Raw genomic sequence first — 20,091 nt, 5'->3', positions numbered from 1 at the left:
CTGTCCCTCCTGCGTTCAATGCAGAAGGGAAATAGGTGGCCGGATTTTACTCCGCCCGCGGCCGGACTATCCCGCCGCTACCGTGGCCGGTTTTTGCACCGCCGCTCTCAGATCTCGAGATTATCGGAGCTCGAGCGGACAATGGAGCGCGGAGGCCGCGTGGGCCGCAGAGCGACGGGATCGTTGTCGCTGGCCCGCCCACGTGGCCGCAGCCTGGATGACGGCGCAAACGGGAGCATGGTCCCACAACCATCGCGAGGCTCGTCCTCGGCAGCATCTGTGCATCGACGCCGCCCGCCGATATGGTGAGTCATGCAGATTCTCGTCTTCAATGCCGGAAGTTCCAGCCTGAAATTTGGCCTCTTCTCCGTCGACCGGGAAACGCGGGAGGTGTTCAAGGGCTCCTATGAACGTTTTCGCAATGGTGAATGCGACTACCGCTTCCGCCACGGTGAAACGGACGAGCGCGGGGCTGCCCCTTTCGCGAGCCTGAGGGAGGCGCTGACGGGCGTTCCCGACGCGCTGATGCGGTTTGGCCTGGGTTCGATTGACGCGGTCGGCCACCGCATCGTCCACGGCGGCGCGCAATTTTCAGCGCCGACGCTGCTCGACGACGCGAGGGTGGAGACGATCGCCTCCCTGACACCGCTTGCTCCGCTTCACCTTCCGGCAAATCTGGAGGCGGTCCGGCTGTGTCGCGCCTTGTGGCCAGAGCTGCCTCAGGTCGCGGTATTCGACACAGCCTTCCACCTCACCAATCCAGCCTTCGCGACGACCTATGCCGTCCCATTGCAATGGCGGGACGCCGGCCTTCGCCGCTACGGCTTCCACGGCACGTCGCACAAGTATGTGGCGGGGAGAGCAGCTGAGGAGATCGGGCGCGCGCTCGGCGATCTCCAGCTGGTCAGCATCCATCTGGGCAACGGCGCCAGCGTGTGCGCGGTAAACCGCGGCCAGAGCATGGACAGTTCGATGGGCATGACGCCGCTCGAGGGGCTGGTCATGGGGACCCGATCCGGTGACATCGACCCGGGCGCCTTCGGCTTCCTGTTTCGCGAGCTCGGGCTGTCGGTTCAAGAGATCGAGGACGCGCTGTATGACGAGAGCGGCCTGAAGGGCCTGGCCGGCTCCTCGGACATGCGCGACATCGAGGACCGGGCGGCCAAGGGCGATCCGCAGGCTCAGCTGGCGATTGAGATCTACGCCTATAGGGTACGAAAATATGTAGGCGCCTATGCGGCGGCTATGGGCGGGCTTGACGCGATCGTCTTCACCGGCGGCATTGGGGAGAATTCTCCATCCATGCGCAGACGCATCTGCGAGGGTCTCGGCTTCATGGGCCTGCAGCTCGACCACGACCGCAACATGGCGGCGAACCTTGCCGACCGCGCGGCGCCGCAAATCCAGGCCTATGGCTCTCGAGTACGCATCGTCGTGACCGAGACGGCCGAACAACTGATGATCGCCCGCGAGACGGCCGCGGCACTCGTCTCCGAGCGGCCGGAAAGCCCGCTGCGCCTGCCGATCGCGGTTTCAGGCAGGCACGTCCACCTGTCGCGCGAGGCGGTTGATGCGCTGTTCGGCACGGATTACGAGCTCACCCACGCGACACTGCTCAGGCAACCGGGGCATTGGAGCGCCAAAGAGCGGGTCGCACTTGTCGGGCCGAAGGGGAGGCTTGAGCGCGTCGCCATCCTGGGGCCCTTGCGGGAGCGAACGCAGATCGAGGTGTCGCGCACCGACAGCTTTGCGCTCGGCATCGACGTGCCGGTACGCGACAGCGGCAGGCTGGAAGGGACGCCGCAGGTGACGATCGAGGGGCCTGCCGGCAGCTTCACCACTGACGGGCTGATCATCGCGGCCCGGCACATCCACACCAACCCTGCCGACGCGGCGCGGCTTGGGGTCGAGGATGGCGACTATGTCGATGTGCGCATCGCCGACGAGGATCGGGCTCTTACCTTCAGCCGAACCCTGGTGCGGGTCGGCACGGACTCCTTCACCGAGGTGCACATCGATACCGATGAAGCCAACGCCGCAGGCATCGAGGTTTCGGCGACCGGCGAACTCGTGGAACCCTGATCCGTGTGCCACGGCCAGGAGAGAGTGCACTCTAGCAGGGTCTTGGGTGGCAGCTTCCCCGGACGGGTCAGCTCCGTTCGTATGTTGGGCAGCGAGGTCGCGTTCGAGCCCCGATCGGCACCATTCCGTTTGGGCACTTCCAGCTCGGCCCGGGGGCGCCAGGATGAAGACGGCGAAGGCGCCTGCTGCAACCGATGCCTTCGCCTTCAGACGTTGGAGTTGTTATCCTTCACAAGGAGGCCTGCCTGCGGCGCCGCAGCCAAGGAACGCTCGCTACCGAGGGAGCAACGAGGCCCCTTTGACGCGCGCGGAAGGCACTGCACCCAGAATAATGTTTCTGCCGGGAGCGGGAAGTAGCGCAATAAGAGGACAGGTTTCCGCCGATCGATTGATCGCCAGGGTAATGCCAATCAAGCGCTCTTCCCGTGACAGACAGATCAGCGCTTGATCGAGGAAATTCCAAACGACTGTCACTCGGCGTCGTCAACCCTATGGGTGGTATCGCGCGGGTGTCGCATCATCCGCCGACGCAGTTCCTCCAGTGCGACACTCAGAAGGGTGTCTACTTCTTCGAGATCCCGGCGATCCTCGCTTGCGGCAATATATCGCCGCAGTTCTTCGATCTGGTCGCGGATGTGTCTCACCTTGGCTCACCTCCCAATGCGCCATTGTGGACAACTAGCGCCACGGGAGGAATGAGGCAAGGTTCCTGCCAAGTATTGCGGAACAGCAGCCTACCTAGGCGTCAAACTCAACGGGGTGGCCGTACCGCACTGCCGCCGCAGCGACGATGCCGGAAAGTTCCTTGTCGCTACAGGGATTTTCGGGCGCCAGTATGCGAAGGGCGCGAATTGCTGTCCTTATCGATAGGGGACGCGAGCGTTGCTGCCGCGTACGGGCATAGGCGTCAGCTATGTCCGCGATTGATCTCGTATGCACGTCGATGATGTCCATGAACCACCTGCAGCCGCTACACGTCCCTGAGCGGGTCTTTGCAGCGGCTGGCGACCCGTTCAACGTCCCGTTCACGTCCATCATCTCGCAAAACGATGGCCGTGGCTTGCCGGTCGATGCGCCTTCCAATCACAAATTGTGTCGATGCATCCCGGAAATAACGCGGCCTGTGCTAGGGCTGCTTGTGCTAGGGCTGCTTGCCGCGTTGTCGGCGCACCTCCTCCAAAGCGACGCTGAGGAGTACGTCGACGTCCTCAAGATCTTCTCTGCCATCATAACGGGCAATGTAACGCCGCAGCTCTTTGATGGTGTGCTGTATGTGTTCCATAGCTCACCTCCAGACGCGGACGAACTGTCGGCACCTGCTGTTGTTCCATCACATCACGATTGTTTCCGGTTTTCGGGAACATTTGATCGCGAACGAGGTTTCGGCCCCAGATGCGTCGTTCCCCTAAGGGCGCACGTTGATCGACGGTTGTTCACCCCCCGCGACCGTCGGTCAGACCTCCAAAGAAGCGGCCCTGACCACGGATGTACTGGCAGGGCCGTTTCCCGTCTCCAGCGACAGGGACTTAACATGGAAACGCGAGACGAAATTCCGTTCTGGTACGCGATCGTCGGCAACAACGGGTCGGGCGTGGGCATGCTACGCTTTTTCGGCGCGCTGGCTCTGGTGCTTGTCCCGGCTCATTTCGCCCTTCGCCTGCTCTTCGGCCAGTGACATCCGGCCGGCCAAACGACATCCCGCGGTCGGCCGAAACGACAAGAAGGTGGTCCTTCGCCAAGAGAGCGACAACCGGCCCCGCCAAATCGTTGTCCCTCCTAGATCACTCTCAAATGCCTGACTGGCCTACCCGGCGTGAGCGCTTCTGCGGCGGCTGCAATACCGTGTGCGTCGATGCCGTAGTGGCGATAGAGGTCGGCGATAGAGCCGGTCTGGCCAAAATGTTCGACCCCCAGTGAGCGGGTGCGGTGTCCGTGAACCGAGCCAAGCCAGGCCAGTGTCGCGGGATGGCCGTCGATGACGGTGACGATGCCGCAATGGGACGGCAGGCCTGCAAGCAGGCGCTCGATGTGGCTTGACGCGTGGCAGCGGCCAGCCTGTCTGGCGCGTTGGGCTGCCAGCCAGCCGGCATTGAGGCGGTCAGCAGACGTTATCGCCAGAAGTCCCACATCGCGGCGGTCTTCACCCAGTGTACCGACAGCTTCGATTGCCTCGGGCGCGAGAGCGCCGGTATAGGCAACGATTGCCTGGGCGTTCGGGCCGGGCGGCCGCATCCAGTAGGCACCGTCGATGATGTCGCGTTCGAGTTGCGGGGTGAGATCCCGTTTCGGTTGTTCGATCGAGCGGGTGGAAAGCCGTAGATAGACTGCTCCCCCGGTTGCGTCGCGCAGCCAGGTCTCGCTGTCGGGTTCGTCCGAGCCGGAACGCTGCATGTAATCGAAGCCCCAGCCCATGATGACGGCAAGTTCGTCGACGTAAGCGGGCTCGAAGCTGGCAAGGCCGTCCTGAGCCATGCCGATCAGGGGCGTGGCGATCGACTGGTGCGCGCCGCCTTCAGGGGCGAGTGTGACGCCTGACGGTGTCGCGACAATCATGAAACGCGCATCCTGGTAGCACGCGTAGTTGAGCGCATCGAGGCCGCGCTTGATGAAGGGGTCATAGAGCGTGCCGACGGGAAGCAGCCGCTCGCCAAAGATGGAATGCGAAAGACCGAGTGCCGAGAGCATGATGAAAAGGTTCATCTCGGCAATACCCAGTTCGATGTGCTGGCCCTTTGGCGTAAACGACCAGTTGAAGGTCGAGGGGATGCGTTCAGCCTTGAAAAGGTCTGACATCGCCTCCTTTGCAAAAAGCCCCCGCCGGTTGACCCAGGCTCCCAGGTTGGTCGAGACGGTCACGTCCGGTGATGTGGTGACGACGCGCTCGCCAAACGGTGTATCCGACTTGGCGATTTCATGCATGACCAGGCCAAAGCCCTGCTGGGTCGACATAGCGGGCTGGGCGCTGAACTCGAGCCGGTCCGGGACCGTGACACGGGCGGCCTCGTAGCGACGCCGGCCGCGCTCATTGAACGGTACCGCTGCCAGGAATGCACTTGTTTCGTCTTCGTCACATTCGAGGCCTTCGAACTTTTCCCATTCGTGACCCGATCGCACATTCATCGATTGGCGAAGCGTGTCCACCTGGCCCGGGGTCATCAGGCCTGCGTGGTTGTCCTTGTGACCGGCAAGCGGCAGGCCGAAGCCGTTGATGGTATAGGCAATGAAGCAGACGGGGCGATCGTGGGTGCGGGCATTGTCGAACGCTTCGCTCAGCAAGGCCAGATCGTGGCCTCCAAGATTGCCCATCAGCGATGCAAGCTCTTCATCGCTGCGCCGTTCGAGCAACTGCGTCACCGGCCCCTGGTCGCCCAGATCGTCCATGAGGCGTTTGCGCCATGCAGCCCCGCCCTGAAAGGTGAGTGCGGAATAAAGCTGGTTGGGGCAGGCGTCGATCCAGTCGCGCAGGTGTTCGCCGCCGGGCTCGGCGAAGGCCTGCTGCATCAGCCTGCCATGTTTGAGGATGACGACGTCCCACCCGAAATTTGCAAACATCGCCTCGAAGCGGGCCCACAGGCCTTCGCGCACGACGGCATCGAGGCTTTGCCTATTGTAATCGACCACCCACCAGGTGTTGCGCAGGCCGTGTTTCCAGCCTTCGAGCAGCGCTTCGAAGATGTTGCCTTCGTCCATTTCGGCATCGCCGATGAGGGCCACCATCTTACCTTCGGGCAGATCGCCGGCCCAGCCTTTGGCGTGGACGTAGTCCTGCACTAGCGAGGCGAATAGCGTCTGCGCGACGCCCAGCCCGACGGAGCCGGTGGAAAAGTCGACGTCGTCGGTGTCCTTGGTGCGCGAAGGGTATGACTGGGCGCCCTTGTATCCGCGAAAGTTTTGAAGCTTGTCGAGGGTCTGGTTGCCTAGGAGGTACTGGATGGCGTGAAACACCGGGCTTGCATGCGGCTTGACAGCGACCCGGTCTTGCGGCCGCAGCGCATGGAAATAAAGCGCCGTCATGATGGTGGCCATGGAAGCCGACGAGGCCTGATGGCCACCGACCTTGAGGCCGTCCTCGCTGTCGCGCAAATGGTTGGCGTGGTGGATCATCCAAGTGGCAAGCCACAGCACCTTGCGCTCGAGTGCTGCAAGCATTCGTTGGTCAGACATGGTCAGGTCTCAATGCAAAAGCGTGTTGAGGAACTCACGCGCGCGCGGGTGGCAGGGCTGTGAGAAGAACTGGTCGGGCGGGGCCTTTTCGACGATGCTGCCGTGATCCATGAAGACCACTTCGTCGGCCACCTCACGGGCAAAGCCCATTTCGTGAGTGACGCACAGCATCGTCATGCCGTCCTTGGCGAGGCCGGTGATGACGTCGAGCACTTCCTTGATCATTTCGGGGTCGAGTGCGGAGGTGGGTTCGTCAAACAGCATCAGGCGCGGGTTCATGCACAAGGCGCGGGCGATCGCGACGCGCTGCTGCTGGCCGCCCGACAGCTGGCCTGGATATTTGTGGGCCTGTTCGGGAATGCGAACCTTTTCGAGATACTGGCTGGCAAGCTCGTCTGCCTCGCCCCGCGCCATTCCAGACACGCGCCTGAGGGCGAGCGTGCAGTTGGCAAGAACGGTCAGGTGGGGAAACAGGTTGAAGGACTGGAACACCATGCCGGTCTTGCGGCGCGCAAGTGTGGTCTGGGCGGCGTTTTCCCCCAGCCTGACGCCTTCCAGGTCGATCGTTCCCTGCTGATAGGCTTCAAGCCCGTTGACGCAGCGGATCAGGCTCGATTTGCCCGACCCTGACGGCCCGCAGATCACGATGCGCGCGCCGCGCGGCACGGTAAGGCTGATATCCTTGAGCACGTGGAATGCGCCGTACCATTTCTGGAGCGCGTCGATGCGCACGACGGTGTCCTTGTCCGATTGATCCATACTGTTCCCTCTGGTTTGTTGTTTTAGGTGCGCCACGACTTACCGTGCACTTGAGGTTGCAAGGCGGTCTTCAAGCCATTTGACGCCGCGCGAGATGATGAGCGCCAGCGCCAGAAAGGTGATGCCGGCAACGGTGAGCGGCTCTGCATAGCGATAGGTGTCGGATGCGATGTCGAAGGCTTCGCCCAGCATTTCGGGGACGGCGAGCACGGCGAGGTAAGGCGTCGCCTTCAGGATCGAGACGAAGTAGTTGCCCATGGGGGCTGCGATGTTGCGCAGCATCTGGGGTGCAATCACGAAGATCACGGTGTCGCGCCTGCCGATGCCGAGCGCCTGGGCTGCCTCTGCCTGTCCCTTGGGGATCGCGTCGATGCCGGCCTTGAAGACCTCTGCCAGATAGCCACTGTAATAGAGACTGAGGCCTGCGATGCCGACGGTAAGCGCGCTGAGACGCACGCCGTAAAAGGGCAGGATGAAATAGAGGCAGTAGAGCCATACCAGGATCGGCGTTGCGCGGATGAAGTCGATGAAGAAGCGCACGACGAGACCGAAGGCGCCGCCGGCGCGGCGCAGGATTTCCAGGTTGAAGCCGATGGCTGCGGCCCCGATGCAGCTTGTGACGGCGACGAGCAGCGTCATGTCGAGCGCACGCAGGATCAGGGGGAGGGTGGCGATGGCGAAGTCGAGATCAAACCCCACGGCGCACCTCCCGGCCGGGCGTGACGCGTTGTGCGACCCAGCGGCCAAACAGCGTGATCGGGTAGCACAGCACGAAATAGGCCAGCAGCAGCGAGAGGTAGATGGGTACGGGCTCGTAGTGCACCTGGGATATCTCCTTTGCCCTGAACGTCATGTCGGTCAGGGTTATGAGCGAGACGAGCGAGGTCGCCTTGATGAGCTGGATGAGCAGGTTGATGAAGGTTGGGCTCATCACGAGCAGCGCCTGCGGCAGCTCGATGAGGACGAGGATGGCGGTGCGTGACAGACCCAGCGCCTGCCCGGCTTCCTTTTGCCCGTGATCGAGCGTCTGAAGCCCGGCCCTGACGGCCTGGCTTGCGTAGCCGCCGGTGTTGAGGCCGAGCACCATGGCGGCGACCGTCATGGCCGACAGGGTAACGCCGACCACGGGCAGGGCGTAGTAGAAGACGAAGAGCAAGATGATGACGGCCGAGGAACGCCAGAACTCGATCACGCAGGTGACGAGGAAGCGCAGGAGGCCTGTGGTGAGGTATTGGGCGATGCCGAAGGCAAGGCCGAACGGGACGGCGAAGAGGAGCGCATAAAGCGTGACGGAGGCGGTGACCCGGCATCCCTGAAGGATGCCGAGCCAGATATCGAGTGTGGTCATTGCGCCGCTTCGTCCTTGGTGGCGCTGCAAAGGCGTTCGGTGGTGATGCCTTCGGAGACCATTTCTTCTTCGCCGAAGCCGTATTTCGCCATGATCCGGGCGACGGTCCCGTCTTCTTTGAGCGCCATGAAGCGTTCGTTGTAGAGGGCCTTGAGGTCTTCATCGTCCTGCCGGAAGGCGACCGAGGTGAATGTTGCCTGTTCGTCAGTGGTGACGAACGGATCGGCGGGCTCGACATCGGGCACGGCGCCATCACGCATGAGGCCAAGCACGGTTGGCAGCGACAGGAGCACGGCATCGACGCGGCCGGTGCGCAGAGCTGCGACGTTCGACTGGATGTCGGGGAACAGCAGCATGCGTTCGCTTGGAATGCCTTCGGCGAGCGCTTTGCGGACCACGACGCTGCCGCGGCCTGCTCCCATGATCACGTCGTTGTTTTCGAGAATGTCCTTGTAGCCATGGATGTTCTTGGGATTGCCGGGAAGGACGAGGGCTGCATCGCGTTCTTTGAGGTCGGGGGCACCGAAGGCGACCTGCTGGCAGCGTTCAGGCGTGATGGAGAGACCTGAGCCGACCGCATCGAAGCGGCCTGCCAGGAGGCCTGGGATGAGGGCTCCGAATTCGGTGACGCGGATATCGATTTCTTCGACGCCGAGCTCGGAGAATGCAGCCTTGAGGAGGTCTGGATGCCATCCGGTTGCCTGGCCGGTGGCCTCGTCCCGGTATCCCCAGGGTGCGCGGTTATGGACGCCGATGACGATCTTTCCTTCGCGCAGGATGCGTTCCTTGGTTGGTTCGGCGTGGGCGGAGGGGCTTGCGAGAGCGAGGGCGATACAGGCAAGGCCAAGGCCGAGAAGGACATGAAGACGGTTGAAGGTACGGATCATCAGTTTCTCCCATTGTGTGTGATTGTTGCGTGGGCGCCCAGTTCGAGCGCCAACGGAGGAGCCGGCAAAACCGGCAAGGCGTTGCATCAAGCGGCTGCGCTCTACTCGCGTTGCGACGATGCGAATGGCTGTAAGGGGGATTGGCGTTTCAGGTCTTCGAGGACTGACCGGATGTGCGGCCAGGGGAAGTCGTTTGGATTGTCGCCGACTTCGCTTTCGAGGAGGAGGACCTCCAGCTTAGCGACGACGCCGGCCAGCGTCCGGGCAGGGGTTCTGGCCAGCTCATCAAGCAGCACCCCAGCCACTTCCGCTGCTTCTTCTTCCGCTTGCCTTGCAGCCGCGTAGGCCGCCTCCGCCTCCAGGCCGGCATCCCGCTCCAAAAAATGCGACGATCCGTTCAAAAGATGGGCTCCGGACCGCTCCACACTGCGACGGATCGGCGGCTCCAGCTTTTGCTGGCGTTCGCACAGCCTGAGAAACTCGGCCTGTGCGTCCTGCCATCGTTGAGCCAGCGCGACAGCAGGGTCCGCCTTCGCGCCGGCTGACAATTCGAGCGTGTGCTCACCACGTGCTGGCAATCGTGGCGCGTCGGCAATACGTTTGCGCTTTCGCCGGTGGATGACGAAAGGCAAAGAAGTGGTATTGTCGGAATCAGCCATGATCCGAGCTCCCTACAGCTTGGGTTCTGGTGAGGTCGCCTAGTGTGTTCGCGCACACTGGGCGGCCGCAAGCAGCCACCAGATTACGTAACTACCGTACATTACGGACAAGTTCATTGTCAAACACGTTTAACAGCCCTGAGTTGAAAACTGAGAGGTTCGAGTTACGAGTCTCAAGCGATCTTTTGGCGCGGATCGATGCATGGAGACGCGGGCAGCCGGACCTTCCAAGCAGGTCTGAGGCTGTACGACGCCTTATTGAGGACGGTCTTGTCCAAAGTCGCACGATCGCGCAGAAATAGTTGTTTCGCCTCCCATCTGGCAGATGTGAGCGTCAATCCCGAATTCCCGCAAGTGACCCACTGACCATACCGCGGCACTCTCCGAACACCGTCAGTTCGGAGACGAGCCAATGGCATCCGTCGGAAACGAACATCACCATTCGAACTCTGCCATCCGTCAGCTTTCGATCGGCACCGCAATCGCGCACCATGGTGAACTGGTGCAGGGCGTCTTCGAAGACGATCGTGGGAGACTGCATCGCGGGCTGGTGACCCTTCCACTGACCGGTTTGCGTTCAACCGCACGCTTCCAGCTTCAGCGGCACGTCCCGCTCACGGTCGTCCCCAATGAAAAAAGCAAGGCGCTGCGGGCCGCCGGATTGACCTTGGCCCTTCTCGGGCATGACCGCCCGGGGGCCACCCTGCATGTCGAAAGCGACATTCCGGTTGGCCACGGTTACGGCTCGTCCACCGCTGATGTCATCGCGGCAATTCGCGCGGCTGCCGCCGCAGTCGGCACTGTCCTTCCTCCAGCGACGATCAGCCGGCTGGCCGTCGCGGCGGAGGTTGCGTCAGACGCCACTGCATTCGAAGCCGAGGCGGTGCTGTTCGCTCACCGGGAAGGAGAGGTGCTCGAACATTTCGGTTCCTCTCTGCCGCCCTTTCACCTGATCGGCTTCAGGCCGGAGGATGCTGAGGTGGTCGACACACTCAACTTTGTAAGTGCGCGCTACAACGCAGAAGAGATCCAGCTCTTTCGTGTGCTTCGTGGACTGGTCGCCAGTGCCGTTGCGCGGCAGGATCCAGGCTTGCTTGGACGGGCTGCAACGATAAGCGCGACGCTGAACCAGCGCCACCTGGCCAAGCCGCACTTTGATTTCGTGATGGGCTATATGGACCGCATCGGCGCACTTGGATTGCAGGTGGCGCATAGCGGCACCCTCTTCGGCCTCCTGATGGATCCGGTCTTGCCATCAAATGCACCCGTCTTCGGAACGGCCAAGGCCGAACTCTTGGCAGCAGGCTTTTCGCACGTCGAGGTTTTCCAGATCAGCGGGGCAGGGGGCTTTCATGGCATCCGATATTGACTATTTCCGCGCACTGGAAACGCCCAGACTATCGGCGTTAGGAAGCAACCTCGTTGCCGCCGCATTTCCGATGATGAAGCTGATGCCGGCCCGGTTCATCCTCGACAGAGCGGAAAAGGCCGGGGAGTTATCGAGCGGCGGCCGGATCATCGAAACCACGTCCGGCACGTTCGGCTTGGCTCTTGCGATGCTTGCGGCGGCCCGATCCTACCCATTGACCCTTGTTACCGCAAAAAGCCTGATCGACCCGCCATATCAAAAGCGCCTCGAAATGCTCGGTGCGGAGGTCGTCGTGCTCGATGACGATCAAGGTGACGGTAATCAGGCCGGGCGCATTGCCTATCTGCACGATCGTCTTGAGGCCGAACCCTCGACATTCTGGACAAGGCAGTACGACAATCCAGGCAACCCACATTCATATGCTCGATTGGCGGAGATGCTTGTCAGAAGGGTAGGGCGGATCGACTGGCTGGTCGGGTGTGCAGGCACCGGCGGTTCACTTTGCGGAACAGGCGCATTCTTGCGCCACCTTTTCCCCGACATGAAGATTGCAGCGGTGGATACCCATAACAGCGTTCTGTTTGGACACAAGGCGGGCAGACGCATGTTGCGAGGCCTTGGAAACAGCGTCATGCCGGGAAACGTGAAGCATAACCTGATCGACGAAGTTCATTGGGTTGGCGCCTATGTCGCCTATCGCTCGGCACACAGACTCCTTCGCGAACAAGGCATGTTCATGGGCCCAACCAGCGGCGCTGCAGCGATTGTTGCAGAGTGGATCGCAAGGCGTGACCCGGATGCATCCGTCGTCGCGATCATGCCGGATGAAGGCTTTCGCTATTCAGCAACTGTCTACGACCAGAATTGGCTAAATTCGCACCCGGGCTGGACATCGACATCAGCATATGAGCCCGCCAACCTCACGACCATTGAGCCACGAACAGAGCGTGACTGGACCCGGTTCGAGTGGGGCAGATCCCAAAAACCCTCACTATGAACTGCTCAAACGGGCCTATTGTCCGGCGGACAGCCAATCTCTTGGCGCTGCACACGTTTCGATCGTCAGCAACGGGGCCGGCTGCGGACGGTCCGCTCTTCGTTCCCAGTGTGCAGATAGCTGACGTTCGTCCACGGATCGAACCGATCAGTGGTGAGGCACGGTGGCGTCTCTAACGGGACCCGCCCAGAGATTACCATTTGCCGCACCCTAGATCGGCCTGCTTGGCGCGATCGACTCGTATTCGGTCTTCGCCCGCTCTAGCCGCGCGCCCTTCTCATCCAGTCCCCATCGCCGATTGAAGAAGAACTCCAGAGCTTTCCGCGTTTCAACGCGCAGAAACTCGGACTCAAAGCCAAATTCCCTTCGGATCACGCTGGCTTGCCGTTCCGAAAGCCCTGACTTGGGGCGCAGCCAGATGATTGCCCGAGTGTTCCAATCCACGTCCTCTGGCAGCGGCTCAGATAAGAGTTTCTCCTTGAACGAGCTGTCCGGATCGATGCGGATCGGGAGGTAGTTCCGGTATTCGCCGTGCTTGAAGCTGTAGGCACGCACGTGAACGCTTTCACCGTCCGACGTGAAGCGGGTCGGTGCGATCCACTGCCCTTCATCCGCGCCCGACGACATCGATGTGTAGCGGAGGTGGAGGACTTTGCCCGATCTTATTGCCTGGTGAAGCAGGGCGATGGTCCTCCTATCTGCCTTCCTTTCTGGTCGTGGCAACGCGGCTGAAGGCGTGCTTTCATCGTCGCTCGCCAAAATATCGAAGGCTTCGGTCAGGCCGGATGGTGCTAAGGGCGCGTGCTCGCTCGCGGCGATGTAGGTCTTTCGCACCGGATCGTAGATGGGCGGCGTGCTGCGCGCGAGACCCAGGTAGACACGGAAGTCCAGCGCCGCCTGCGCCGTCGAAATACCGAAGCGCTCGATCAGATCCCTGCGGTTCGCCATGCCCCGCCAGGTCAGGCAGCGGTCCAGAAAGATCACGCGCTCTCTCTGAGCATGCTTGAGGTCGTCGAGCGTCATGGGTGCATCCCTACCTTGACTCCTGACGATATGTCCATCTAGAAATTATACGATCAAAAACTATACGGGCTATGGCAATGAGGATTCTCCACACAGCCGACCTTCATCTCGGGCGTCAGTTCAACGGGATTCCTCTCGATGACGACCATGGTGCAGTTCTCGACCAGATCGTGTCGGCGATCACGTCGAATGGTATTGATGTCCTTGTTATTGCAGGAGATATATTTGATCGGGCCGCCCCGCCGACGTCTGCGGTTCGCCAGTTCAACGGGTTCCTCGCGCGGGTCGCCTCGGAGACCGCTGCTGCCGTGGTCATGATCGCCGGCAATCACGACTCCGGTGATCGAATCGCATCCATGGCGATCATGACCGACACACGGCGCGCGTTGATCCGCGGGGCGATCAGTTCGGACGAGAAACCGTTGGTCCTCAGTGACGCCCACGGACCCGTGGCGTTCACGGGATTACCCTTCGCCTATGAGTATGCCGCCCGTGAATGCTTCGCCGATGAAGCCTTGCACACCCCGGAGAACGTCCTCGCGGCTCAGGTATCTTGCGGACGGCGGAACATACCCGGTGCCGCGCGTTGGGTCGTCGTTTCGCATGCTTTTGTAGCTGGAGCATCGACCAGCGAAAGTGAGCGGCCTCTCACTCGGGTCGGAGGCATCGAGACCGTCAGTTCAGCCGTGTTCGAAGGTGCCCACTACGTGGCGTTAGGGCACCTGCACCGGCCGCAATCGGTCGGCGCTTCTCATGTCCGGTACTCGGGATCGCCACTGGCTTTCGGATTTGATGAATCCGACTGTCAAAAGTCGATGAGCCTCGTCGAGATCGATGCGGTCGGGCGAGCGACGATAGAGACTGTTCCCTTTGAACCCATTCGTCGGGTACGCGTCTTGAGGGGACGACACGCAGAACTTCTCCTCGCCGAGAGGTCTGACGATTTCATCAAGGTCGTGCTTACCGACGATGCACCCGTGATCGATGGAATGAAGCGCATCCGCGACGTGTTCCCGAACGCCTGTGAACTTCTCTACGAGCGGAACGAACGCGTGCCAGAGGTCAAGTCCCTTGAGGTGCGCGCTATGGCGGTTGCGAGCCCAGTCGAGGTCATCGGCGACTTTCTCCAACATGTTCGGGACGAGCGACTCTCAGAGAACGAACTGGCCGTCATGGCGTCGTCTCTCGGTCGTCTGCGTGAGACGGAGGATATGCAATGAGACCGGTTCGGCTCACGCTTCAGGCGTTCGGTCCCTATCCGGGTCGGGTCGTCATCGACTTTCGGGATGCCATCGAGGCGGGCCTTTTCGGCATCTACGGACAGACAGGGTCCGGCAAGTCGACCATCTTCAGCGCGATGACCTTCGCGCTCTTCGGAGAAGCGGCGAAGGCGGAGCAAGAGGCTCCGTCGCTTCGCTCGGATCACGCCGATCCGGATGTAGTGACCGAAGCGGAGCTCGTATTCGACATCGGTGAGCGGAGATATGTCGTCCTTCGCCAACCCGACCAGATGCGACCGAAGGTTCGTGGTGAAGGCGAGACTCGGAGCGCGCACGAAGCCTATCTGTTCGATGCGACCGGAATGGCGCTGGAAGCAATTACAGATGCGGCGCGGGGCAAGATCGTGGCCGAGAAGAAGGTGCGAGACGTCGACGCGGCTGTCATCGAGATGCTCGGATATGGCTCTGAGCAGTTCCGCCAGATCTTCCTGCTGCCGCAAGGGCGCTTCGAGAAATTCCTTTCGGCCAAGACGAAAGAGCGTCTCGAAATCCTGCGAGAACTCTTCGATGTCTCGCTGTACGAGAAGCTCATGGCCGACCTCAAGTCCGCAGCCGATGAGGCTGAACGGCAGGTGCGGTATGAACGGGAGCTCTGTGCCAGGCAGCTCGCGGCAGAAGGATTCGAGAGCACCGATGCACTGATCGCGGGCATCGAAACCGCAACGGCGAAATGTGCAGAACTTCGCGCGATCGAACGCACTAGGAAGGTGACGGCGGAAGTTGCCGAGAAGGCGCTGCGCCAGGCGGAGGCGATCGAGGAAAAGTTCGGGGCGGCCGAAAAGATGAGGGAACGGCTTTGCGCACTTGAGGCGCGGAAGGACAATGTCGAGGCGCTTGCCGAGCAGGTCCGACAAGCCGAACGCGCGCGCGGTCTGATCGATGTCGGGGAACGTGTGAGGGATGCCGAACGCGAGGTTGGTGAAGCCGAAAGCGCGCGCGAAAAGGCAGACGGGGCCGCTCAGCTTGCTGCCAGAGAAGCAGAGAAGGCGGCAGAGGCGCTCCTGCGTGAAGAAGACCGTGCTGACGAGGTCGAAACCCTACGCCGGAGAAGCGACGAACTGGAGAGGTATGGTCGAATCCTAGAGGCCGCAGCCGATAGCAACCAGGCGGTCGAAACCGCGCTGAATGAGCAGCGGGAAGCCGACGACGCTTTTCAGGCGGCAAAGGCTCAACTGACCAAGCTGCAGGAGAAGCGCGCCTCTAAAGGCGTCGAAATGAAAGCTGCGCGCGAGACGGAGACGAAGCGCGCCGAGATGGAGAGCCGGCGCGCAGAGCTGGACAAACGGCATCTTGCAGCCAAGGCCTACGAGGGCGCCTTGCAGGATGTTGCAAAGGCTCAGAGCGCTGTCGAAGAACAGCTGCGGAAGTCGGAAGCTGCGTCAGGAAGGGTCGAGAAGGCGCGAGAGAATTATGAAACGGCCGAAAAGAATCTCGCGGCCGCACAGGCGCTCCACCTTGCGACAAGATTGGAAGCAGGGTCGTCCTGTCCGGTCTGCGGCGCAACCGACCATCCTGCACCGGCGACCGGCGAGATGGGTAGTGCCGGCCTAGACAAGGCATTCCGAGAGTCACGAGAAGCATGGCTGGCCGCTGATCGCGAAGTCCGGCAAGCCGGCGAAGCACTGGTCGGGGTGCAAGCGACGCTCGAGGAGCGACGGAAACGCTTGTCCACCCTGGAAGCTCCAGAAGAGCGTGCGGACCTCATCGCGGCGCAGATCGATCGTGAGGACGCCGCACTCGCAGCGCTTGGGCCACGGGTCGACATTGTTGCCGCAGAGGCTGGGATCGAGGAACTGGGACGGCAGATCGAGGAACTGGAGCGGAAACGCGATGAGTTGCGGGACTACTTCGATGAGCGGCGGAACAAGGCAACTGAGGCCAAGGCGGCGCGCGATGGCAGGCTTGCCGAGGTGCCGGAGGACCTGCGCGATGCGCCGGCGCTCGCGGCCACACTGCAGACGGTGGCCGGATCGCTGGAGTCGCTTCAGGCGGCGCGGACCGCGGCGGAAAAGGCTTTGAACTCCGCGCGCGAAGAGGCACTTGGCGCGGTCAAGGATCTCGAAAGCGCAGACAAGGCGCTTGTGGACTGCAAGACGCGCCATCAGAAGGCGGTGGAGGTCTTCCTGGCCAGACTGGCTGGCGCTGGCCTCACAGCAGAGGCATTTCAGTCTCTCAAGCTGGCAATCGAAACTCTCGATGAGGATCGGGAAGCCGTCGAGACCTACCGGCGCGAGCACAAGAGTGCGTCTGATGCAGCCACGGATGCCGCCTCGGCGATTGAAGGGATGCCCCGGCCTGATCTCGAAGCGCTACAGGAAACGCACCAGACCCATGCCGATGCGCTCGGCAGGGCGACCGAAGAGCGCGTCGCCGCCCAGAGCCGTGTCGATCATCTGGATAGGCTCAGAACGGGGATGGAAGAGACCCTGCGCAAGCTTGACGAAGCTGAATCGGTATCCGGCCCGCTGCGCGGATTAGCAGCGCTGGCGAACGGGCAGAACTCGCAAAGACTGACGTTGGAGACATACGCGATCGGCGCGATGTTCGATCAGGTGCTGGAAGCCGCAAACTTGCGGCTCGCCCCGATGACCTCCTGCCGCTACAGGCTTGAACGAGATCTCGACGGGGCCGGACGCGGTAGCCGTGGGCTTGGCATCCAGGTGTCCGATATTCACACCGGGAAGTCGCGCGCCACGAGCACCCTCTCAGGCGGGGAGACGTTCATTGCCGCACTCGCTCTCGCACTGGGTCTTGCCGACGTGGTCGAAAGCGCGAACGGCAGGGTCCGGCTCGACACGATTTTCATCGACGAGGGGTTTGGAAGCCTCGACACCGAAAATGGGTCCGGCACGCTCGACCAGGTACTCCATGTTCTCAACTCTATCGTCCGACAGAACCGCGCCGTGGGACTGATTTCGCATGTACCGCTCGTCCAGGAGGCGATCCCTAACGGCTTTTATATCAGGAAGGGGATCTCCGGGAGTAGCGTGGAAGAAAGAGGGCTTGTCTGATGGGGCACCGCTGGATCCCAAGACGCTCACATTCGCGGCGGCTGCCAGATGGCAGGACTACTGAAGTCCGAGCAAGCTGGGTGCTGCAGCATTCGCCACACGAGAAGAAGGGTGGGAGCCTTCGTCATCAGTGCCCAATATGCGGTGCCGAAATCATCACGGTGCGAATGCCCAACGGCGGGAGCGCCCATTTCGAGGGTCGAAAAGGACTCTCAAGGATCAAGCATCCCTGCCTTCACTTGGGCGAGCGACTTTCACGAAAGCGAGACGTCGACACCCCAGACCTTTTCACTCTGCACGCCGAAGGACCATAGGCTCAAGGCCTAGCACTCATTCCGCCTCAATCAGCGGAAACCTGCGCGTGGCGGATACGGGGCCGTGAACGGCTGGCGGCTTTTGGCGAATTCGACCAAGAAAGCCGACTTACGTACGCTTTCTACCCAGTTACGGTTCGTATCTCGTCCGGCGGGACATGCGGGATAGCGATGAGAACTATATCTACTCCATTGCCCTCTATGCCGCTCCTAAATAGGGACGTCTGCTTTGCGCCCCATTTTTGGTCATTCAAGGCTAGCTGGGTAATCTTCGAATGCGGCCATTCGCTCAGGAGGTGACAGCAACGAATCCAAAGACCGGCCACCAGCACCTACCAACCACACACCGACAATCCTATTCCACGCGCCTAGGGGCGTCACAAATAATAGTCTTCCCCCCACGGATCGCTCCCCCGTCAGTCACCGCCCTTGTCGCCGCCTCGGTTGTGATCCACGACGACAAGATCGGGCGGCCGGTGCTCAAGGACATCGAATGGATGCATGCCGTCGGTGACGAATGCATCGATCATCGCCTGCCGTTCAGGGTCGCTGCGCCAGTGGCCCTGCGGAAATTCTAGCAGCGGGCTCCCCGTGACGGCCTCATAGGCAACGCTCAGCGAACCGAGCTGAAACTCGATCATCTTGGTAACCAGCGCCTCATCGGCATGTTCGGGGTAGGTCCGCAGCACATGCTGGATCAGAGCTAGGTCGCCATCGGACCGCCGTAGTAGCCGCTCGAGCGTGCGAAAATTGATCACCCTGGTGTTCTCGGCACCGAAGAACATGCCGGCATTGTCTGAGGTGATAATCAGGTGCTCTATTCCGACGACAAAGCCCTCGAAGTGCGGATGGCCTTCCTTCGGCAGCATCCGCGAGAGAAAACGCACTCCGTCCTCGGTTTGGATGAAGCGCTTCAGCACCTCAACCTGCCGGAAGGCCTTGGACACGCTATCCTTGTTGAGCACCTTGAGCTGATCCTTCGCCCAGCGCGGCGGCACCGGGCATTTCAGCTCGCAAACGAACAACATATAGCCGAGCGTCGACTCGACCGAGATTACAAGCAGGTCGATATCCGGCAAAGTCGCGTCGTATTCGCGCAACGACACTTCGCTGTGGCAGATGAAGCCTTCTGCCTCCCACGCCGACTTGACGCGTCGGACGAACGCGCTGCCGATCTCGTTGCTGACTTGCTCGAGGAAGGTGTTCGGGCGCCGCTGGGCGATGACGCGCAGCACGTTCACCAGCCCCTCCGCGATCGCGAAGTGATGCGGCCGCATGACGATCCTGCCATCCGGCTCCCCCTCTCGCATCAGCGAGAAATAGCTAGCATCGACCCGTCCTGCCGTCGCGTCGCGGTCATACACCATGTCCTTCAGGATTTTGCGCGAAGTATCAGGGCCGATGCCCAGATCCTCCTCGATCCCGTGGAGCAGATCTGTTTCCGGCATGTAGACGGCGCCGACCGCGTCCTGCGCACGCGCAAAATAGCGGTGGTAGAGCGCCTTCATCAGCAGCATTCGGTAGACGCTCAGGAACTGCTCGTAGGTGTATCCACTCAGATCGATCTGGCTGTCGGGCGATATCAGAGAAAAATAGGCAGCGAGCTTGAGATCGGCCTCTCCGCGTATCAGCGGCTCGGCAGTTTCCAGATTGGAAGTGACTACGCCCTCAGGCTCATCCTTGAGCAGGCGCAGAATCTCTTCCGAGTGGTTGAAGTCGCGGAAGTGATGCTTCGACCCGAGCACCTGATCATTGTGGACCGTGAAAAACTGCCTCGGGATCGTTTTATCCGCGAACCGGATCTCGACCCGTCCGTTCTGAAACGACCAGTTCATCGCGCCGTGAACATTGTACGAGTAATACAAATACTCGCGGATCATGTAATAATGCGATGCGAAGGCGAGGTCCTCCATCATCTGCCGTACGTCGGTTTCGCTCTCGACATCCGCCGCGGCGCCATCCGTGCCCGAGACGAAGCCGTTAGCGAGTATGGAATAGCCGCGGTCGATATAACCAACCTCATCGATACCCTTCTTGAAGGCGCCGATCTCGTGAAGCTCCGACGCTAGTCGGAGCGCGCTAGTGCCCGACCAGCCCCGCGTTGGAAGCGCGTCAAGCGCCGCATCAAGCTGGCGCTCGAAATCCTGCAGCTGCTTTTTGAGTTTTTGGTCCATTATCGCCCGGCTTCGTGGGGGGGG

The 20,091-nt window shown here is 61.3% G+C and carries 15 protein-coding genes; 6 read left to right on the top strand and 9 right to left on the bottom strand.

Annotated elements, in window-relative coordinates:
- The first annotated feature begins 312 nt into the window (after positions 1-312).
- A complete protein-coding gene (locus tag FY036_RS00745; protein WP_148912813.1) occupies positions 313-2,082 on the top strand; it encodes an acetate/propionate family kinase in 1,770 nt (589 codons plus the stop codon).
- 1,141 nt (positions 2,083-3,223) lie between these two features.
- On the opposite strand, the gene FY036_RS23690 is transcribed toward FY036_RS00745, so the two are convergent.
- Positions 3,224-3,364 (bottom strand): hypothetical protein, encoded by a 141-nt coding sequence (locus FY036_RS23690; protein ID WP_161601061.1) that lies wholly within the window; start codon positions 3,362-3,364, stop codon positions 3,224-3,226.
- A gap of 249 nt (positions 3,365-3,613) precedes the next feature.
- On the opposite strand from FY036_RS23690, the gene FY036_RS23685 reads away from it, so the two are divergent.
- A complete protein-coding gene (locus FY036_RS23685) occupies positions 3,614-3,757 on the top strand; it encodes a hypothetical protein (RefSeq protein WP_161601060.1) in 144 nt (47 codons plus the stop codon).
- A 101-nt stretch (positions 3,758-3,858) separates the two neighbouring features.
- Here the strand turns inward: FY036_RS23685 and FY036_RS00735 are convergent, their stop codons facing one another.
- The 6 genes from FY036_RS00735 to FY036_RS00710 form a co-directional block, all read right to left on the bottom strand.
- Entirely contained in the window at positions 3,859-6,246 is a 2,388-nt protein-coding gene (locus tag FY036_RS00735; protein WP_148912811.1) for a transketolase, read from the bottom strand.
- 9 nt (positions 6,247-6,255) lie between these two features.
- Positions 6,256-7,005 carry an amino acid ABC transporter ATP-binding protein gene (locus FY036_RS00730; protein ID WP_148912810.1) on the bottom strand — a complete coding sequence of 250 codons (750 nt, stop codon included), beginning with the start codon at positions 7,003-7,005 and terminating at the stop codon, positions 6,256-6,258.
- A gap of 39 nt (positions 7,006-7,044) precedes the next feature.
- A complete protein-coding gene (locus FY036_RS00725; protein WP_148912809.1) occupies positions 7,045-7,704 on the bottom strand; it encodes an amino acid ABC transporter permease in 660 nt (219 codons plus the stop codon).
- Positions 7,694-8,353, bottom strand: coding sequence for an amino acid ABC transporter permease (locus FY036_RS00720; RefSeq protein ID WP_148912808.1), 660 nt, complete (start codon positions 8,351-8,353; stop codon positions 7,694-7,696). Before FY036_RS00720 ends, FY036_RS00725 begins: the two co-directional genes overlap by 11 nt.
- Positions 8,350-9,240 (bottom strand): ectoine/hydroxyectoine ABC transporter substrate-binding protein EhuB, encoded by an 891-nt coding sequence (gene ehuB, locus FY036_RS00715; RefSeq protein ID WP_148912807.1) that lies wholly within the window; start codon positions 9,238-9,240, stop codon positions 8,350-8,352. The genes FY036_RS00720 and ehuB overlap by 4 nt, the downstream gene beginning before the upstream one ends.
- A gap of 101 nt (positions 9,241-9,341) precedes the next feature.
- Positions 9,342-9,899: a hypothetical protein gene (locus tag FY036_RS00710; protein ID WP_148912806.1), complete on the bottom strand. Its 558-nt coding sequence runs from the start codon at positions 9,897-9,899 to the stop codon at positions 9,342-9,344.
- A 412-nt stretch (positions 9,900-10,311) separates the two neighbouring features.
- Between FY036_RS00710 and FY036_RS00700 the strand changes: the two genes are divergently transcribed.
- Positions 10,312-11,268: a GHMP family kinase ATP-binding protein gene (locus tag FY036_RS00700; protein WP_148912805.1), complete on the top strand. Its 957-nt coding sequence runs from the start codon at positions 10,312-10,314 to the stop codon at positions 11,266-11,268.
- The gene (locus tag FY036_RS00695) at positions 11,252-12,265 is read left to right on the top strand and encodes a PLP-dependent cysteine synthase family protein (protein ID WP_148912804.1); all 1,014 of its coding nucleotides are present in this window, start codon (positions 11,252-11,254) and stop codon (positions 12,263-12,265) included. Before FY036_RS00700 ends, FY036_RS00695 begins: the two co-directional genes overlap by 17 nt.
- Positions 12,266-12,475: 210 nt before the next feature.
- On the opposite strand, the gene FY036_RS00690 is transcribed toward FY036_RS00695, so the two are convergent.
- Entirely contained in the window at positions 12,476-13,288 is an 813-nt protein-coding gene (locus FY036_RS00690) for a WYL domain-containing protein (RefSeq protein ID WP_148912803.1), read from the bottom strand.
- 77 nt (positions 13,289-13,365) lie between these two features.
- On the opposite strand from FY036_RS00690, the gene FY036_RS00685 reads away from it, so the two are divergent.
- Both FY036_RS00685 and FY036_RS00680 read left to right on the top strand, forming a co-directional pair.
- Positions 13,366-14,508 (top strand): exonuclease SbcCD subunit D, encoded by a 1,143-nt coding sequence (locus tag FY036_RS00685; protein ID WP_148912802.1) that lies wholly within the window; start codon positions 13,366-13,368, stop codon positions 14,506-14,508.
- Positions 14,505-17,579 carry an AAA family ATPase gene (locus FY036_RS00680; RefSeq protein WP_148912801.1) on the top strand — a complete coding sequence of 1,025 codons (3,075 nt, stop codon included), beginning with the start codon at positions 14,505-14,507 and terminating at the stop codon, positions 17,577-17,579. Before FY036_RS00685 ends, FY036_RS00680 begins: the two co-directional genes overlap by 4 nt.
- A gap of 730 nt (positions 17,580-18,309) precedes the next feature.
- Here the strand turns inward: FY036_RS00680 and FY036_RS00675 are convergent.
- Positions 18,310-20,067 (bottom strand): hypothetical protein, encoded by a 1,758-nt coding sequence (locus FY036_RS00675; RefSeq protein ID WP_148912800.1) that lies wholly within the window; start codon positions 20,065-20,067, stop codon positions 18,310-18,312.
- Between the last annotated feature and the right edge of the window lie 24 nt (positions 20,068-20,091).

Source organism: Neoaquamicrobium microcysteis (assembly GCF_008180155.1).
In the GTDB taxonomy this organism is placed as follows: domain Bacteria; phylum Pseudomonadota; class Alphaproteobacteria; order Rhizobiales; family Rhizobiaceae; genus Aerobium; species Aerobium microcysteis.
Note: the sequence above shows the minus strand (reverse complement) of the source record. Positions and strands in the feature narration are given on the sequence as shown.

Bases quoted from the DNA above. Each gene is read 5' to 3' on its own strand.
- FY036_RS00745 (WP_148912813.1), top strand. From the start codon at position 313: ATGCAGATTCTCGTCTTCAATGCCGGAAGTTCCAGCCTGAAATTTGGC.
- FY036_RS00680 (WP_148912801.1), top strand. From the start codon at position 14,505: ATGAGACCGGTTCGGCTCACGCTTCAGGCGTTCGGTCCCTATCCGGGT.
- FY036_RS00710 (WP_148912806.1), bottom strand. From the start codon at position 9,899: ATGGCTGATTCCGACAATACCACTTCTTTGCCTTTCGTCATCCACCGG.
- FY036_RS00675 (WP_148912800.1), bottom strand. From the start codon at position 20,067: ATGGACCAAAAACTCAAAAAGCAGCTGCAGGATTTCGAGCGCCAGCTT.
- FY036_RS00695 (WP_148912804.1), top strand. From the start codon at position 11,252: ATGGCATCCGATATTGACTATTTCCGCGCACTGGAAACGCCCAGACTA.
- FY036_RS23685 (WP_161601060.1), top strand. From the start codon at position 3,614: ATGGAAACGCGAGACGAAATTCCGTTCTGGTACGCGATCGTCGGCAAC.
- FY036_RS00700 (WP_148912805.1), top strand. From the start codon at position 10,312: ATGGCATCCGTCGGAAACGAACATCACCATTCGAACTCTGCCATCCGT.
- FY036_RS23690 (WP_161601061.1), bottom strand. From the start codon at position 3,364: ATGGAACACATACAGCACACCATCAAAGAGCTGCGGCGTTACATTGCC.
- FY036_RS00720 (WP_148912808.1), bottom strand. From the start codon at position 8,353: ATGACCACACTCGATATCTGGCTCGGCATCCTTCAGGGATGCCGGGTC.
- FY036_RS00735 (WP_148912811.1), bottom strand. From the start codon at position 6,246: ATGTCTGACCAACGAATGCTTGCAGCACTCGAGCGCAAGGTGCTGTGG.
- ehuB (WP_148912807.1), bottom strand. From the start codon at position 9,240: ATGATCCGTACCTTCAACCGTCTTCATGTCCTTCTCGGCCTTGGCCTT.
- FY036_RS00685 (WP_148912802.1), top strand. From the start codon at position 13,366: ATGAGGATTCTCCACACAGCCGACCTTCATCTCGGGCGTCAGTTCAAC.
- FY036_RS00730 (WP_148912810.1), bottom strand. From the start codon at position 7,005: ATGGATCAATCGGACAAGGACACCGTCGTGCGCATCGACGCGCTCCAG.
- FY036_RS00690 (WP_148912803.1), bottom strand. From the start codon at position 13,288: ATGACGCTCGACGACCTCAAGCATGCTCAGAGAGAGCGCGTGATCTTT.